Raw genomic sequence first — 16,741 nt, 5'->3', positions numbered from 1 at the left:
GGGGGCGGGCACGGTCAGTCCTTCAGTCCGGCGTTGATGTCGGCGTTCATGACGTAACGCTGGAACACCAGGAAGATGACGATCAGAGGGATCATGGAGATGACCGATCCGCCGAGCACCAGCGACCAGTTGATGTTCTGCGCCCCGACGAGGCTCTGGATGCCGATCTGCACGGTGAACTTGTCGGGGTCGTTGAGCATCAGCAGCGGCCAGATGTAGTCGTTCCACCGCCACTGGAACGACAGGATGGCGAGCGTCAGCATGATGGGCCGGGAGATCGGCACCATGATCCGCAGGAAGATCGACAGTTCGCGGGCGCCGTCGATGCGGGCGGCCTCGATGAGCTCGTCGGGGACCGTCAGGAAGAACTGGCGGAACATGAAGCACCCGGTCGCGGTGAGCACGGCCGGGATGATGATGCCGGCGAGCGAGTTGTACAGGCCCAGGTCGCGGACGACCAGGAACTGCGGGGCGAGCATGACCTCGGAGGGCAGCATCGTGGTGGCCAGAATGCCCACGAAGAAGACCTTGAGCCACTTGTTGTCGTACTTGGCCAGCGCGTACCCGGTGCAGCAGCTGACTCCCACCGTGAGGATCGTCGCGATCACACACACGATGGTCGTGTTGATGAAGTACTCGGAGAAGTTGGCGCTGTCCCACGCCGCCTTGTAACCCGACACGGTGGGGTCGTGCGGAAGCAGCGTCAGCGGAAGGGAGAACAGGTCTCCCGCCGGCTTGAAGGAGCTGAGTACGAACCACAGCACCGGCATCCCGTAGAGGGCCGCCAGGACCCACAGCAGTGTCGTCGCGGGCACCGCCCGCCGAAGCCCACCACTGGCCGAGCTGCTGGGCCGCTTCTTGCGGACAGCCCGTCCGCGCCCGGCGTCGACCTTGCGTGGCATGTCTGTGGTTGTCATCGGTTCTCCACCCGCCGGTTGACGACCAGCTGGATGATCGCGACGGCCATCAGGATGAGCATGAGCACGAACGACGCGGCGCTCGCGTAGCCGATCTGGCCCGATTTGAAGCCGGTCTGGTAGATGTACTGGACAAGCAGGTTGTTCGACGTTCCGGGTCCGCCGCTGTTGAGGGAGGCGAACAGCGGGTATTCCTTCATCGCGTGGATCGTGTTGAGCAGGATGACGATGAAGGAAGTGGGCGCGATGCTCGGCAGTGTGATGCTGACGAACTGGCGCCACGGGCCGGCGCCGTCGAGCGATGCCGCCTCGTAGTACGACACCGGTACGTTCTTGATCGCCGCGATGAACAGCAGCATGGAGAAGCCCGTCCAGGCCCACGATGCCGCCACCACCACCACGAGCAACGACAGGTCCGCGTTCGACTGCCACGGAACGGCACTTCCGCCGAGCTTCTCGATGACGTAGTTGACCAGTCCGAAGTTCTCACCGAACAGCCACCGCCACAGGACACCCACGACGATGGGCGACAGCAGCCAGGGAATGAAGAAGAAGACGCGGGCGACCGACACGCCCTTGGCGTGCTTGCTCACCAGCACGTTGGCGATGAGCAGCGAGAACACGAAGTTCAGCGGAACGAAGAGCACGGTGTACAGCAGCGTCCGGGTCAGCGCGTCGAAGAACGTGGAGTCCCCGAACAGGTGCTGGTAGTTGTCCAGTCCGACGAACTGGAACGCCCCTACGCCCGTGTAGTTCGTGAAGGAGTAGACGAGCCCGATCACCGCCGGCCAGACGAAGAACAGCGCGAAAAGCACGACGTTGGCCGCGATGAGGACGAGCGGCGCAAGGGTGTACTTACTGCGTCTCCTGGGCGGGCTCGCGGACACGTCCGGGGCGCGTTTGGTCATCTTCCTGACTCCGTGCTGGTGGAATGGGTTCCGGTGGGCTCAGGCAATGAGCCCGGCATCGCGTGGGGGCCCGAGACCGGGCGGCGGTGTCTCGACCCCGCCGCCCGGGCCTGTCGGCCTGCGCTCAGCCGCCGACCTGCTGGTTGTAGCCGGCCACGATGTTGTCCAACGCCTTGTCGACCGACTGCTGGCCGTTGATCGCCTTGCCGAGCTCCGTCTTGGTCGGGTCCTCGGTGAGGCTCTTGCCCTTCAGCACCCAGTTCGTCTGCGCGGTGTTGAAGTAGCCGGAGATCGGGGCGTACAGCGGGATCGACTCGTTGTACAGCTTGAACGCCGCCTGCGCCGCCTCGGACTTGAAGGGGTACTTCGGGTTCAGGCCGGTTTCGACGGGCAGGAACCCGGACGCCTCGCACAGCGCCTGGTAGTGGGCCGGCTCGTACAGCCAGGACAGGAACTTCGTCGCGGCGGCGGCCGCGTCGCCGTTGTTGTTGAAGCCCACCGTCATGCCGCCGCTGTTGACGTCGCTGGCCTGCACCGGCTCGGCGGGAGTCGGGACGCTCGCCCAGTCGAACTTCTTGATGCTCTCCGCGAAGGCGGGAACCTGCCACACGCCGGACCAGTAGGCGACCACGTCACCGCTCTGGAACATGGCCGACGGGTCGGCGCCGCTGGTCCACACCGACTTCGGCATGGTCTTGTCGTCGTTCATCTCGACGAAGCGCTTCACGGCCTTCTTGCTCGCGGCGTCCACCGAGAACTTGCCGGAGGAGTCCGCGTGGACGTACTTCCCTCCGAGCTCGTACACCATGGCGCGGAGCCGGGAGGGCGACTGGTCGAACGTGAGGGAGTACTTGGCGCCGGTCTTCTCCCGGACCTTGTCCGCCGCCTTGATGAATTCGGTCCAGGTCCAGGTCTTCTGGGGCGAGGCCGGGAAGGAGACGCCGGCCTTCTCGAACAGCGACTTGTTGATGAACATGCCGGACGCGGTGACGTCCGAGGGGATGGACAGCACCTTCCCCGACGAGTCCTTGGCGACGAAGTTGCCGTTGATCTTGTTGCTCTTCTTGTTGGCGATGGAGCTGAGGTCGATCAGCTTGTTCGCCCAGATCGGGTCCAGCTTCGGCACCGCCGCCACGTCGGGCAGGGAGTTCGCCTGCGCGGCGTTGCGCAGCTTCGCGTCGTAGCCGTCGTAGGGGATGTTGACGAGCTTGACCTTGACGCCGGTTTCCTTCTTGTACTGCGCCACCATCTTCTTCCAGCCCGCGTCCTGCCCCGGAACCGTGGAGATCCAGAACGTCAGCGACTTGGCGGTCCCGCCCGAGTCGGAGCCCGACCCGCAGGCGGAGAGCAGAAGGGCACCTGCCGTGGCCACGGCAGCGAGGGGAACAACGCGGCGTATGCCACCGCGGCCGAGTCGGCGGGAGCGCCGCACACCCACACTGGTCATCTTCAATCCCTTTTCGTCGTAGCGGAAGAAGCACGGCGCCAGCCGAGGCGGCACGGGTGCATTTTGCAGGAGATTTCGCTTTCCGGGGGTACGGCCTCGCCCGGCCGCGTCACCTTGACGGGTGGGGTCCCCGGCCATGACCGGCCGACGTCGCACAAGCACGCCCTCGTGCGGCTGCCGTACTTCGCGTACGGGCGGGAGGCTCACCCGGAGTCGGCGTCCCGGCCGACTCAGAAAGCGCTTGTCCGGACATTGGCAGACCGATGCAGCAGCCGTCAATGCTTCGCCCGTACAGCTCCGGTCACGGTTTGAATTCCATGGGCGACCGCGAGCCTGCTGGCGCCCGCCACCGTGCCGGTGTCGCCCACCACGCTGCTGACCACCTCGGTGGGCCAGCTCAGCCGGGCCAGCTCGGCCCGCACACCGGGCAGGAGCTGCGGATCCGCGCCGGTACCGCCGCCCAGCACGATCAGCCCGGGATCCAGTACGGCGGCCACGGCGGCGGCGAGCCGGCCCACATCGGCGGCGTGCGCGTCGATCACGGCCCGGGCCGTGGCATGCCCCTGACCCGAGAGGGCGAGGAGCCGCTCCGCGGTACGCGGGCAGGGGCCGTCGCCGTCCTGCCACGTCTCCGCCGCCCGGCGCAGCAGGGTGCGCGAGCCCATGCGCTGCTCCAGGCCCTCCAGGCGCGGGGCGCGGCTCTCGTCCCAGGGGTAGGGAATCCGGGCCACCTCACCGGCGGCGCCGTTCGCGCCGCGCAGGACACGGCCGCCGATGACGACGGCGAGACCGATGCCGACGCCGATGCGCAGGTAGCCGAAGGTGTCGCGGCCGGTGGCGGCGCCCTCGTGCAGTTCGGCGAGGGCGGCGCAGTTGACGTTGTTCTCCAGGTGGACGGGCACGCCCTCGGGCAGCGCGACGGCCATGGCGTCGAAGACGGGTCCGGCCTTGGCGGTCGCGGGGCGTTCCCGGGCGCCCTCCCCGTCCCGGGTGGTGACATCGCCGACGGCGACGACGACGGCCCGCAGCGGGGCCCCGGCGGGCAGCGCGTCGAGGACCTTGCGGACGGTGTCGGCCGCCTCCTGCCGTGAGCCGGTTCCCTCGGCGAGCAGGGTGCCGTCCAGGGCGCAGCCGCGCACCCGGGTCTTGGCGGGTCCCAGATCGACGGCGAGCACGGCACCGGCGGCCGGGCCGAGCCGGTAGACGGCGGCGCTGCGCCCGGTGCCGCCGGAGGCCCGCCCGGAGTGGGCGGCGAGCTCGACGGCCTCGAGTTCGGCCACGGCGGTGGAGACGGTCGGCTTGGAAAGGCCCGCACCGGCCGCCAGCTGGGGGCGGGTGGCCGTTCCCGTTCCGGCCAGTACGTCGAACACCACACGGGCACTCTCACTCAGGTGCATGGTCTCCCCAGGTCGTGCTGCGGCCGGGCGGGGCGGGCCGCAAGGGTCGCGCGGCATCGGGAATTCCGTGCCTCTTGACGCACCCTACTTCGTTAGTTAACTTCCTAACGAACTTCACGGTACTCGCCTGCCGTGTTCGACAGAAGCCCGTCCCGGGGCTTCCCTACCTCTTCAACTGCCGTGGTCCGACGGGCGGTTCGCCTGCCGTTCGCCGTGTCCGCGCAACGACGAAAGAGGAGCCGTGCAGGACTCCACGCCTTACGCGGTCGGTATCGACGTGGGCGGCACCAAGACGCATCTGCGCGCCTTCGCGGACGGCGAGGACATCGTCGACCGTGTCCGCAGCAGTACCGGATGGCGGCCGCACGACCCCGGGGCCGCCGCCGACTGGCTGGCCGCTCTGGTCGCCGACGCCCTGCCCTCCGGCGTACGACCGTCCGCGTTCGCCGTGGGCGGTCACGCCTGTGAGACGCCACGCCAGTGCGCGGGCATCCGGGACGCGCTTGAGGAACGGCTCGGGGTGCCCGCGCTCGTCGTGGGCGACGCCGAGCTCCTCGTTCCCGCCGCGGGGCTGGACAAGGGCGTCGGACTGGTCGCCGGTACCGGTTCGGTCGCGGTGGGGCGGCTGCCCGACGGCGCCGCGGTCCAGGTCGGCGGCTGGGGCGCGGTACTCGGCGACGAGGGCGGCGCGGCCGGCCTCGTCCGTGAGGCCGCGCGGGCCGTCTGGGCCGCACACGACCGCGGTGAGGAACCCGACGCGCTGGCGACGGGCCTGGTCACCGCGTTCGGGGTGGCCGAGGTGCCCGCGCTCGGCGCCGCCCTGGAGGCCGTCACCGACGTCTCCGCCGAGTGGGGCCGTCGCTCCCCCGCCGTGTTCGCCGCCGCCGAGGCGGGCTCGCCGCTCGCCCGGGCCGTGATCGCCGACGGCGGCCGGGCACTCGCCGGTCTCGTCGGACGGCTCGCCGCCCGCGGTGTCCCCGTGGACGACGTGGTGGTGGCGGGCGGCACGGTCCTCGCCCAGCCCGCGCTGTACGAGGCGTTCGCCTCAGCGCTCGCCGAGTCCCTGCCCGGGGCCCGGCCGCAGCCGCTGCGGGTGCCGCCCGTCGAGGGTGCGCTGACCCTGGCCCGTTCCCTGCTATAAGCCGGGCGGCCGCCGTTCACCTTCCGGACACGGGCCGGTGGCCGGGCCCTCTCCGGAGGGTCACCACACGGCCGTAGATCTTCGCTCGTACGTACCAGGTGCCAAAGAAGCAGCCAAGGGCACCGAAAGTCGCACGTCGCATCACCTCCCGGCCGCACGGCCGAAGCTCGCCGCAGGACTCCTGCGCAGAACTCCAGAGAGGCGCACCCATGCCGTCATCAGCCGGGCACCGCACCGCCGCAACCGTCAACAGGCGGGGCTTCCTCAAGACGTCCCTCGGTGCCTCGGCGAGCCTGCTCGCCGCACCGACCTTCGTCTCGTGGCTGGGAGCCGCGGACGCCAAGGCCGCCACGGGCTTCGCCGCGTTCGTCGACGACTACAAGTCCAACGTCGTCACGAACCAGACCCCCGAGACCAACGCCGTCGTCCGGATCCTGGGCGGCATGGCGAAGGTGTGGAAGACCGGCGACGCCTGGAACACCGGCCAGGTCCTGGACCGCGAGGTGCTGCGCGCCAACATGCGCTATTGCGCCCGTATCACGCAGGCCCGCACCGAGGCGCAGGCGAAGGAGGCCTTCCTCTACGACCGCCGGCACCAGAGCTACGCCATGATCGCCGGTCTCGGTCCGCTCGCCGGGCTCTACACGTCCGGCGCCAAGGCGGTCACGTCGATCACCAGCGCCCCGGACGGCACGCCCCCCGGGAAGATCAACGACACCCTGCCCGCCGATGCCCCGGCCGGATCCGCGCTCGGAGCGGGCTCGTACGACTCGGACCTCGGCCAGGTCGCCAAGCTGGTCGACACCGTGCGCGGGCCCTTCGCCTCGGGCAACCCCGGCAAGTTCGCCTTCCAGTACCCGCGCCCGTGGCGGATGAACGAGGACAGCGAGGTCGTCGACACCGGTGAGAAGGACGCGCTCGGCTACCCGGTGTACGACTCGGACGTCGTCGTCGCCCCGCAGCTGCTGCGTCAGCGCTCCGAGAACGCGCAAGAGGACGGCGGCTTCCCCAGCGGCCACACCAACGCCTTCCACCTGGCCGGTCTGGCCTTCGCGTACGCGGTGCCCGAGCGGTTCCAGGAGCTGGTGACCCGGGCCTTCGAGCTCAGCCACACCCGGATCATGTCGGGCATGCACTCCACCGTCGACGTCATCGGCGGCCGGATCATGGCCACCGCCCTGACGGCCGCGGCCCTGGCCGACCCGGCGAACGCGGAGCTCAAGGCCGCGGCCCGCGCTCAGGCCCTCGCCTACTTCACGCAGCGGACCGGCACGACGGCGGACACCCTGTACGACTACGCCCACCCGGGCACCGGGGACGCCTACGCCGACCGCGAGGCCAACGCCCGCGCGGTCGGGCCCCGGCTGACGTACGTCCTGCCGCGCCGCGGCCGCAAGGACCCGCTCACCGTGCCGAAGGGCGCGGAGGTGCTGCTGGAGACGCGGCTGCCGTACCTGACCGCGGCCCAGCGGCGCGAGGTGCTGCGGACGACCGCACTGCCCTCCGGGTACGTCCTGCTGGACGGCTTCGAGCAGTGGGGCCGGCTGAACCTGTTCGCCGCGGCGGACGGTTACGGCGCCTTCGACCGGGACGTCACCGTGACGCTGGACGCGGCGGCCGGAGGCTTCCACGCGGCCGACAGCTGGCGCAACGACATCGAGGGCGACGGCGGCCTGACCAAGCGCGGCTCGGGCACGCTCACCCTGACGGGCCACAACCGCTACCACGGCGGCACCGTCCTCGAGGCCGGCACGCTGGTCGCCGCCGCGCCGGGCGCCCTGGGTGGGGGCGACGTCCGGGTCACGGGCGGCACGCTCCGCGCGGACGAGGTGCTGCGCGTGCGCGGCTCCTACGTCCAGGAGGGCGAGTCGACGTTGGAGCTGCCGCTGCGCAGGCACCACGGCCCGGCCCTCACGGTGAACCGGCGGGTTCTGCTGGGCCGGGGCAGCGTGCTGTCGCTGCGGCTCGACGCCGAGCGGCCGCCGGTCGCGGGAACGACCGTTCCCGTCCTGTCCGCCGGGCAGCTGCGTGGCCGGTTCGACCGTGTCGAGCTGGACTCGACGACGCTGCGGGCCGTGCCCGTCCACACGGCTGACGGTCTGTCGGTGCGACTCGTGAGGCGGTAGCGCCTTCTACGGCGGGGGCTGATGCAGAGTGGGTCCATGAGGGACCTCTGGATCGCTCCCGCCGTTCCCCGGCCGGTGTCGATCTCGCCCCCGGTGCCGGCGGACGACGCACGCCGGTCCGGCAGGCGGTGGCCGGTGCCGCTCCTGGTGGCCGTGCTGCTCGCCCAGATGGCCTTCGCGATGGTCACGACCGCCGTGCGGCAGACACCGACGATCGACGAACCGGTGTACGTGGGCGCGGCGGCGGAGTACGTGCACGAGCACCGGCTGCGGCACAACCCCGAGCATCCGCCGCTCGGCAAGCTGCTCATCGGTGCGGGGGTGGCCCTCGCGGATCCGCAGATCGACCCGGCCTTTGCCGGGGACCAGGGGCAGTTGGGCCGGCACCTGCTGTACGAGTCGGGGAACGATCCGTGGCGGCTGATGCTCTGGGCCCGCCTTCCGGTGATCGCGCTGACGCTGTCGTTCGGGCTGGTGGTGTTCGCCTTCGCCCGTGAACTGGCCGGGCACGTCGCGGGGTTGGCCGCCCTCGCGCTGTACTGCTTCTCCCCCGACGTCATCGCCCACGGTTCGCTCGCCACACTCGATGTGCCGGCCGCCGGGTTCGCCCTGACGTCGGCGTGGCTGCTGTGGCGGGCGCGCCGGAGACCGCGGCTGTACGTGCCGCTCGCAGGGGCGGCGCTGGGCGCCGCGCTGGCCACGAAGATGAGTACGCTGCCCGCTGTGCCCGTGCTGATGGCGCTGGCCGCGGTGTCCGTGTGGCAGGCGTCCGGAGACAGCCGGCGCCGGGCCGTGGCTGCGGCGGGCGGTGTGGCCTTGGCCGCGGTCGCCGTCGTGTGGGTCACGTATCTGATGGTCGATCCCCGGCTGCGCTGGACTCCGGAACAGCATGTGCCCGTGGTGCGCGGGCTGCGGGGGCTGCTGGTCGGGATGATGCCGTTCCCGGAGGCCTACCGGGACGGGATGCGCGTGCAGTTCGGGCTGGAGAACCGGCCGTGGCAGGGGTTTCTGTTCGGGCGGCTCTACGACGGCTCGCTCTGGTACTACCTGCCGGCCGCGCTGCTGGTGAAGACGCCGCTGGGGATGCTCGCGCTGTGGGCCGGGGGTGCCCCGGCCATGGTCGCGGTCCGGCGGCTGCGGCCCGCCGCGCCCTATGTGCTGGCCGCTCCGCTGGTGCTGCTGGCGGCGGCCATGCAGTTGGCCCGGGACTTCGGGACCCGGTACGCGGTGTTCCTGCCGCTGTTCCTCGCGGTGGCGGCGGGGTGCTTGCTCCTGGTGCGGCGGCGGTGGGCGTCCGTGGCGGTGGGCGTGCTGGTGGCGTTCGCCGCCGTCAGTTCGGCGCGGGCCTGTCCCTGGTATCTGCCGTACTCCAACGAGGCGTTCGGGGGGCCGGGCAGGACCCGGGAGTGGTTGCACGACTCGAACGTGGACTGGGGGCAGGATCTCGGGCGGCTCGCGGACCGGCTGCGCGAGCGCTATCCGGGCGAGCGGGTGTGGCTCGTGTACAAGGGCAGTGGTGTCCCGTCCTTCTACGGCATCGAGGCCTCGGATCCCCGGCGGGTGCCGGTCCGTGAGGTGCGGGGACTGCTGGCCGTGTCGGACTCGGCGGCCGCGAAAGCCACGGGGCGGCTGGCCGCTTTGCTCGGCAGCAGCCGCCCCGTGGACGACGTCGGGCACTCGATCACGTTGTATCGCCGTTGAGTGCTGCGGCGCGGCGTGCGTCAGTGGGTCGCGTAGAAGAACCCGTCCGCGCTCACGTGGGCCATGACCCGGCCGGCCACCCGGTAGCGGCCGTTGGGTACGTCGGGGCACCTCGCCACGTGGACCGCCAGCGGGCCGGCGAATTCGTAGCCGCGGCGTTCCGCGTGGCGGCAGAGGCTGTCGGTGAGGGCCTGGCCCACATCGGTGCCGGTGCGGGTCAGATGGTCGTGTACGTCGTCGGGCAGTTCCACGTCGTAGGCGTTGGGGACCATGACGCGGCCCTCACGGCACACGACGGCGTTGTCGTCGCATTCGCGTCGCAGGGCGTCGAGGACCTCGACCGGTTCCTTGTCGAGGAGCCGCGCCCACAGCGCGTCCCAACGGTTCTCCAGGGTCTGTTCCAGCGCACTCAGCGCGCCCATGCCGTCTCACCTGCCGGAAGCGTCGTCGATTCGATTGCGGTGGCCGGGGCGATGCCCTACCGGTCGTCGTAGTCGCCGGGGCGCACCGCGGCCTCCTCCAGGGCCTCGCGCATCGTGCGGCCGGTCCCGCCCGGCGGCCGGGAGCGGTTCTCGTCCTGCTGTTCCAGCAGCTCGTCGGTGGCCTGCGTCTTGGGCCGGTTCTCCTCGGGGACGGTCATGCCGGTGGCTCCTCTCAAGGTCGTGTGCGACGGCGGGTTCCCACCCGGCGTACGGGTATCCCCGCGGCGGGCCGCTCATGCTGTCCGAAGAAGCCCTGGTCACCACGGTGTGAGCTATGTTGAACGTCCGTGGGAGACGAAGGAGGCGCACCGGTGCCATCGCCGCAGCAGGCACGCGCACAGGCATCCGCGATCACCTCGGGGAAGACCGCCCCCGAAGCGGAGGTCTCCCCGTCCGCCCAGCTCAGGGCACTTTTCGACCGGCCCAGGCTGTCCCCGGGGCAGCGGCGCATCGCGCAGTACCTGATCGAGCACATCACCGAGGCGGCGTTCCTGTCGATCACGGATCTCGCGGACCGGGTCGGCGTCAGCCAGCCCTCGGTGACGCGGTTCGCCGCGGCGGTCGGCTTCAGCGGTTACCCGGCGCTGCGGGAGAAGCTCCAGTCGATCGCGCTGGGCACCCTCGCCGGCGGCCCGGCCGAGGAGACGCACGGCAACGAACTGCAGGCGGCGGTCGACGCCGAGATCGAGAACCTGGAGAACCTGCGCCGGGACCTGGCCGATCCGAACGTGGTCATCGACGTCGGCCGCAAGCTCTCGTCGTCCACCCCGCTGACGGTCCTCGGGCTGCGCATCTCCGTCTCTCTCGCCGAGTACTTCGCCTACGCCGCCCGCCGGATCCATCCGGACGTACGGCTCGTGACGCGGGGCGGGAGCGTCGCCTACGACGCGCTGCTGCAGTCGCGTGAGGCGGGTGGTACATGGGTGCTGGCGTTCTCCATGCCCCGGCACGCACAGGAGACCCTGACGGCCGTGCGGGTCGCGCGGGGCGCCGGGCTCAAGGTCGCCCTGATCACCGACCTGGCGCTCGGGCCGCTCGCGGACGAGGCCGACGTCGTCTTCGCCATCGGGACCGGATCGCGACTGGTCTTCGACTCCTACGCGGCCCCGGGCGTGATGTGCTCGGCTCTGCTGCAGGCCATGACGGACGCGGATCCGGAGCGGACGCAGGCGCGGCTGGAGGGGTACGAGCAGGTCGCCGACCAGCACCAGTTCTTTCTCAGGGACTGAGCGGCTTCCTTTCTCAGGGACTGAGCGGCGCGCGGTGCACGACACATGGGGACCATCCACAACAAAGCACGCATGAATGTTTTCATGCTCCTTGCAAACCGGTTGGCATATATAAATACTGCTCACGGATCGCGACCCGGCAGTTCCGGATCCGTTCCGCACCCGTGGAGCCGGGTCCTACCCACTCCGGCGTCCCGGGTGTTCGTGGCGGCCCCGGCCATCCCCTAGGCCGGGGCCGCCCCGACTCGTCGTCCACCCTCACGACGCCGCACACCCGAGAGCGATGATCATGCCCCTGACGACCACGCGCATCAGCCCGGACTGGCCCTGCCAGGTCAAGACCCCCGGGAGCTACGACTGGGAGCGCTCGGCGGCCAAGTGGCTGCGCGAGCTGGTGCCCACGCGCTACGCCGGATATCCCGTGTTCATCCGGCACCCCGTCCTCCTCGCGCGGCATGCCCAGATCCAGGTCCAGAACGAGATCCGGGTCGCCCGCACCGCCCTGCAGACCGCCCGCGCCGACCTGCCCGGGCTCGGCCTGCACGAGGGGGTCATCGAGCACACGATCAAGCTGTACGCGGCCGAGGTCATGCAGCTCCAGCACATCGCACGCAGCGTCCGGGCGGTGACCCAGGCCCTGGTGGAGGCGAACCGCCAGCCGTGAACCGCCGGGCATGACCGGCGCCGCGCGTGGCACCCGTGGGGGAATGAGCACCACCACAGCCCGGCGCGGCGCGCCGGTGACCACCGTCCTGACCTGGCAGGTGCGCCCCGGCCGGGAGCAGCGGTTCGAGGAGTGGACGCACGGCATCACCCGCTGCGCCAGACAGTTCCCGGGCAACGAGGGTGTCTCCTGGCTCACGCCCGAGGACGGCCACCGCTACCACGCGGTGCTGCGCTGGTCCGATCAGCACCGGCTCGCCGCCTGGCTGGAATCCGAGGAGCGCGCGCACTGGCACCGGCGGATCGAGGACATCGCCACCGAGGTCAGCAGCGAGCGCCAGTCGACCACCGGGATGGAGTCCTGGTTCAGCCTCCCGGGCACCGCCGTGCAGGCCCCGCCCCGATGGAAGATGGTCCTCACGACCTTCCTCGGCGCCTACCCCTTCACCCTGCTCATCCAGTGGCTGGTGACTCCTCACACCACAGGCTGGCCGCTGCCCCTGCGGGCCGCCGTCTTCCCGCTGGTGCTGCTGCCGCTGCTGACGTATCTGGTGATGCCGCGGCTCAGCCGGCTGCTGCGGCTGTGGCTGTATCCGCACGACGGTGACTGAAACAGTCACCCGCGAGGCTGGTGTGACCGGCGGGTTTCCTGGGACCGATGGGAAGTCCGTGCGCACAAGGCGGTCTTCGAATCGGGCCAGGTGTGCAATGCTCAACGCGTGACGAGCGAGCCCGTGACGCCGGCGCAGCCCGGTGCCGCACCGGACCTGGTCGAACTGGCCAAGATCGTCGCCCGGCAGCGTGCCGAACTGGACCGGCTGCGCGACCAGGCGGCCACGTCGGCTGTCGTGGAACGGGCCAAGGGCGCGGTGATGGCGCTGAGCGGGTGTTCCGTCGACGCGGCGGGCGAGCAGCTGCTCCAGCGGGCCAAGGCCGCCCGCCGCTCCCTGCTGGAGGAGTGCTGGATCACCCTGGGCGCTCTCGCGCCCACACCGTCCGGCCCCGGCGGGGCGAGCGAACCCCCCGGCGTCGAGGCTTACGACTCCGGGGCGGCGGCCCTGGAGCGGTCAGCCGCGCCGGACGACGTCACCGCTGCCCTGGCCCGCCTCGGCCAGGCCCTCGTTCGGGTGATGACACCGGACGACCTCGCCCGGTGCCTGCTGGAGCATCTCGGCCCCGACATGTCGGCGGACGCGATCCTGATCTACGCACGCAGGCCCGACGGCGGCCTCGAGATGGCCGGGCACGCGGGCATCGACGACACACTGGCCGCCCAGTGGTTCCAGGTGCCGCCGGTGAGCGCGATGGCGGAGCTGGACGCGCTGCGATCGGGCGAGCCACGCTGGCTGGAGGACTTCGCCTCGGACGTGCGGCGGTACGTGCTCATCGGCGACCCTCCCGACCGGTGGCGCTCGCGTGCCTGGCTGCCCGTGCTCGCCGCGGGCTCGGCCGAGGTCTGCATCGGCGTACTGCGCGGCCGGGCCGGGGTGTTCACCCCGCGCGACCGCGCCCATCTGAGGGGCGTCATCGCGCTGTGCGCCGGCCGGCTGCGCGCCTTCGATGCCGCGCCCGAGCGCGAGGCCGACGCCGCCACGGACGCGGTGCAGGCGCTGTTCGAGGCGCTGCCGGTCGCGGCGATGCTGCTCACGCCGCTGAGGGCCGCGACGGGCGAGACCGAGGACTTCCGGGTGGAGGCCGCGACCGCCCAGGTGGGGGACCTGCTGGACCGCACCGGTGAGGAGCCGGCCGGGCGGCGGCTGCTGGAGCTGCGGCCGGCCCTGGCGGCGGAGCCGCTGTGGCAGGGCTGCCTGCGGGTGCTGGCCACCGGGGAGGCGTACGAGGGTGAGCCGTTCGCGCACGAGGAGGTCGTGGCGGGGGACGCCCAGCTGTCCGTGTACAAGGCACGGGTGGCGCCCCTGGGCGACGCCCTCGTCGTCTCGTGGATCCGGCACGGCTCCTCCGACCGGCAGGAGCAGCGGCTGGCGGACCTGCAGCGGCTGGGCAATCTCGGCTGGGCGAACTGGAACCTGACGACGCGGGAGGCCTCTTGGTCGACCCAGGTGTTCTCCCTGGTCGGCCGGGACCCGGCGCACGGCCCGGTGCCCCTGCCCGAGGTGCCGGAGCTCGCGCTGCCCGAGGACACACCCGCGCTGACGCGCGCCGTCACTGAACTCCTCCACGACGGGCGGGCGTTCGACGTCCCGTTCCGGATCCGGACGAGCGGCGGCATCCGGCATCTGCGGCTGGCGGCCGAGGCGGTGGCCGACCGGCACGGAACGCCCGTCGAGGTGCACGGCTTCGTGCAGGACATGACCGCCCGGCGGCGGGCGGAGCTGGCCCTGGTCGCGAGCGAGCGGGCGATCCTGACGCAGCACGACGTGCTCCAGGCCGAGCGGACCCTGGCCTCCCGGCTCCAGCACGCGCTGCTGCCGATGGCCAACCGGCCCGTGCACCTGGCCGGCCTGCGGGTCGAGGTGGCCTATCTCCCGGCCCAGTCGGGTGTGCACGTCGGCGGTGACTGGTTCAGCGCCATCGAACTGCCCGACGGGGACGCGCTGCTGGTGGTCGGTGATGTCGCCGGGCACGGCGTCGACGCCGTGGCCACGATGGCCCAGCTCCGGTTCACCGCGAAGGGCATGGTCATCACGGGCTCGTCGCTGACCGGCGCGCTCGCCCGGCTGAACACGCTGCTGCTGCACTCACGCGACTCCCACGCGAGCGCCACGATGGTGCTCGCCCGCTACGACCCCCGCCGTCGGCGCCTGGTCTGGGCCCAGGCGGGGCACCCCCCGCCGCTGCTGCTGCGTGACGGCGAGGCGCGGTATCTGGGCCGTCCCAGCGGCATGCTGCTCGGGGCGACCGCCACACCGGTCTACCAGGAGGCGGAGTGCCGTCTCGACCCGGGCGACCGGCTCATCCTGTACACCGACGGCCTGGTCGAGCATCCGCCCGACAGCATCGACCGGGGTCTGGAGCAGCTCGCCGAGGCGGTGGCGGCTCCGCACGGCGACGGGCCCGGGTCGCTGGGGCCGCTGCTCGCGCGGATGCTGCCCGACGAGCGGCGGGACGACGTGTGCGTGGTGGACGTCCGGGTTCCCGGGGTTCAGGACCGGTAGGGGTCGCACCCGCTCACGAGTCCCCGCGGTGGCGCCAGTACCACCACAGGCCCACGAGCAGGGCCAGCAGGAACAGGGTGGGCAGCACCAGGCCCGGGATGCGGGAGCCGTTCATGGGCGTGGCCTTCGGTTCGCGGCGGTTCGGGCGCCTCGTGCGTCGCCCCGGCCCAGGGTGACGCCGGGTGGTCCCGCCGTTCCGCCGCTTTCCCCAGCCCTTGCCCGGCGTTCGACATAGGGAGCGACGTCAGTCGACCGGGTGACCCGGGTCGATGGTGACGGCGTCGGAAAGGCGCAGCAACGGCCCGTCGTACTCGTCGTGTCCGCCCCACTCGACCGGGTCGAGTACGAAGCCGATGTGGTCGCCGCCGCCCGCGCGGGTGACGATCCGGCCGACGAACCAGGCCGGCACGTCCTCAAGGACCAGGGCACCGCCGTACGCCTCGCGCAGAGAAACGTCCTGGAACTTGTCGGTCCGGTCGCCGGTGTGCCCGCCGAACAGCTCGGCGAGGGCGTACTGTTCGCGGCCGAGCAGGTGCACCGCGAGGACTTCGGCGTTCCGGGCCACCCGGAAGGTGTGGTTGAGCTCGGACAGCCACACCACGAACCGCACGGGCCGCAGCGAGCACTGCGAGGCGAACCCGACCAGGCAGCCCGCCCGTTCACCACCCGCGGCGGCCGTGACCACGTACATCTCGGGGTTCAGCCGGTCGATGAACTCGTCCATGCCGGCCATGGTCACACATCAGCTCGTCCCCGCCGGGGTGCGGGACTCCAGTGCGGCCCGGGTGTCGTTGCCGTACACGCCGCTCTCGTCGCCGCGGATGCCGTACCAGAGCTGGAAGCGGGCGACCGCCGCGGTGAGAGTGGGGTCGTAGCGGCCGCTGGCGGAGCCGTCCCGATAGACGTCCGGGATGCGCAGGAGGCGTTGCTGGAGTTCGGTCACCTCGGGGCCGGTGGCTCCTTCGCGCAGCGTGCCGGCGCCGTCGGGGTCCACGGGTGCGGTGGCGGGCGGGCTTGGCGTGGGGTCGGGGGCGGGGGCGGCGGACCGGGGCGGCGCGGGCGTCGCGGTGGCGTCCGGCTGTTCGCTGCGGAGCAGGAGCGCACCGCCGAAGCCGATCACCGCCGCCGCGAGGACGGCCACCGCGACGGCGGCACGGCGCAGCCCGGCTCCCGGGGGTACGGCGCCCGGGTGCCGGCGGCTCCGGCGGGCGACGGGCGGGAGTTCCTGTGTCAGGGCCTCGGAGCCGGCCGGCGGCTTCCCCGGCAGCACGACGGGCTCGTAACCGTCCGGCTCCTGGCCGGTGTCCTGCCGGAACTCCCGCATCAGTTCCGCGAGGGCGTCGGTGCGGCGGGGCCGCAGGACGCGGATGGGTTCGAGGGCCTGGCCGTCGTGCGGCGACCGGGGCTCGGACGGTGTCGACACGCTGCTCTCCTTCGTCCGCGCCCGGGGCGCCCGTCTTCGAGGATCGTCCTGTCGATGGATACGCGGCTGCCGCGCCCGGGGTTCAGAGACCGCTCAGGCCCGCCCGGCAGAGCACTCAGTACCTCCCGAAGTGTGCACTGAGTGCCATGAGTGGCCTTCCGGGTGCTACGTTCCCGCTCATGAGCTCCGAG

At 71.5% G+C, this 16,741-nt stretch carries 15 protein-coding genes; 7 read left to right on the top strand and 8 right to left on the bottom strand.

All coding sequences use genetic code 11. The features are described 5' to 3' along the window. Nucleotides 1–14 precede the first annotated feature (14 nt). From CEB94_RS37910 to CEB94_RS37895, 4 genes are all read right to left on the bottom strand, one after another. Entirely contained in the window at nt 15–917 is a 903-nt protein-coding gene (locus CEB94_RS37910; RefSeq protein ID WP_175436459.1) for a carbohydrate ABC transporter permease, read from the bottom strand. Continuing rightward, a complete protein-coding gene (locus CEB94_RS37905) occupies nt 914–1,825 on the bottom strand; it encodes a carbohydrate ABC transporter permease (RefSeq protein WP_175436458.1) in 912 nt (303 codons plus the stop codon). Before CEB94_RS37905 ends, CEB94_RS37910 begins: the two co-directional genes overlap by 4 nt. A gap of 124 nt (nt 1,826–1,949) precedes the next feature. Beyond that, nucleotides 1,950–3,272, bottom strand: coding sequence for an ABC transporter substrate-binding protein (locus CEB94_RS37900; protein ID WP_175436457.1), 1,323 nt, complete (start codon nt 3,270–3,272; stop codon nt 1,950–1,952). A gap of 275 nt (nt 3,273–3,547) precedes the next feature. Next, a complete protein-coding gene (locus tag CEB94_RS37895; RefSeq protein WP_175436456.1) occupies nt 3,548–4,669 on the bottom strand; it encodes an ROK family protein in 1,122 nt (373 codons plus the stop codon). A gap of 241 nt (nt 4,670–4,910) precedes the next feature. Between CEB94_RS37895 and CEB94_RS37890 the strand changes: the two genes are divergently transcribed. The 3 genes from CEB94_RS37890 to CEB94_RS37880 all read left to right on the top strand — a co-directional run bounded on the left by CEB94_RS37890 (nt 4,911) and on the right by CEB94_RS37880 (nt 9,637). Beyond that, entirely contained in the window at nt 4,911–5,810 is a 900-nt protein-coding gene (locus CEB94_RS37890) for an N-acetylglucosamine kinase (RefSeq protein ID WP_175436455.1), read from the top strand. Between the two features lie 209 nt (nt 5,811–6,019). Next, nucleotides 6,020–7,936: a phosphatase PAP2 family protein gene (locus CEB94_RS37885; protein ID WP_175436454.1), complete on the top strand. Its 1,917-nt coding sequence runs from the start codon at nt 6,020–6,022 to the stop codon at nt 7,934–7,936. A gap of 36 nt (nt 7,937–7,972) precedes the next feature. Then, nucleotides 7,973–9,637, top strand: a complete 1,665-nt coding sequence (locus CEB94_RS37880) for an ArnT family glycosyltransferase (RefSeq protein WP_425472521.1) — start codon at nt 7,973–7,975, stop codon at nt 9,635–9,637. A 20-nt stretch (nt 9,638–9,657) separates the two neighbouring features. On the opposite strand, the gene CEB94_RS37875 is transcribed toward CEB94_RS37880, so the two are convergent. Then, nucleotides 9,658–10,059 carry a DUF3662 domain-containing protein gene (locus tag CEB94_RS37875; RefSeq protein ID WP_175436452.1) on the bottom strand — a complete coding sequence of 134 codons (402 nt, stop codon included), beginning with the start codon at nt 10,057–10,059 and terminating at the stop codon, nt 9,658–9,660. 56 nt (nt 10,060–10,115) lie between these two features. Beyond that, entirely contained in the window at nt 10,116–10,277 is a 162-nt protein-coding gene (locus CEB94_RS37870) for a hypothetical protein (protein WP_175436451.1), read from the bottom strand. 153 nt (nt 10,278–10,430) lie between these two features. On the opposite strand from CEB94_RS37870, the gene CEB94_RS37865 reads away from it, so the two are divergent. The 4 genes from CEB94_RS37865 (at nt 10,431) to CEB94_RS37850 (ending at nt 15,127) form a co-directional block, all read left to right on the top strand. After that, nucleotides 10,431–11,348 (top strand): MurR/RpiR family transcriptional regulator, encoded by a 918-nt coding sequence (locus CEB94_RS37865; protein ID WP_175436450.1) that lies wholly within the window; start codon nt 10,431–10,433, stop codon nt 11,346–11,348. 283 nt (nt 11,349–11,631) lie between these two features. Next, nucleotides 11,632–12,012 carry a hypothetical protein gene (locus CEB94_RS37860; protein WP_031133768.1) on the top strand — a complete coding sequence of 127 codons (381 nt, stop codon included), beginning with the start codon at nt 11,632–11,634 and terminating at the stop codon, nt 12,010–12,012. Between the two features lie 43 nt (nt 12,013–12,055). After that, entirely contained in the window at nt 12,056–12,622 is a 567-nt protein-coding gene (locus CEB94_RS37855) for an antibiotic biosynthesis monooxygenase (RefSeq protein WP_175436449.1), read from the top strand. Between the two features lie 108 nt (nt 12,623–12,730). Continuing rightward, nucleotides 12,731–15,127, top strand: coding sequence for a SpoIIE family protein phosphatase (locus CEB94_RS37850; RefSeq protein WP_175436448.1), 2,397 nt, complete (start codon nt 12,731–12,733; stop codon nt 15,125–15,127). Nucleotides 15,128–15,371: 244 nt separating this feature from the next. Here CEB94_RS37850 and CEB94_RS37845 read toward each other — a convergent pair whose 3' ends face one another. Together CEB94_RS37845 and CEB94_RS37840 are read right to left on the bottom strand one after the other, a co-directional pair. Next, nucleotides 15,372–15,860, bottom strand: a complete 489-nt coding sequence (locus CEB94_RS37845) for a flavin reductase family protein (protein WP_175436447.1) — start codon at nt 15,858–15,860, stop codon at nt 15,372–15,374. Between the two features lie 9 nt (nt 15,861–15,869). Beyond that, entirely contained in the window at nt 15,870–16,550 is a 681-nt protein-coding gene (locus CEB94_RS37840) for a peptidoglycan-binding domain-containing protein (RefSeq protein ID WP_175436446.1), read from the bottom strand. Between the last annotated feature and the right edge of the window lie 191 nt (nt 16,551–16,741).

Source organism: Streptomyces hawaiiensis, from assembly GCF_004803895.1.
In the GTDB taxonomy this organism is placed as follows: domain Bacteria; phylum Actinomycetota; class Actinomycetes; order Streptomycetales; family Streptomycetaceae; genus Streptomyces; species Streptomyces hawaiiensis.
Note: the sequence above shows the minus strand (reverse complement) of the source record. Positions and strands in the feature narration are given on the sequence as shown.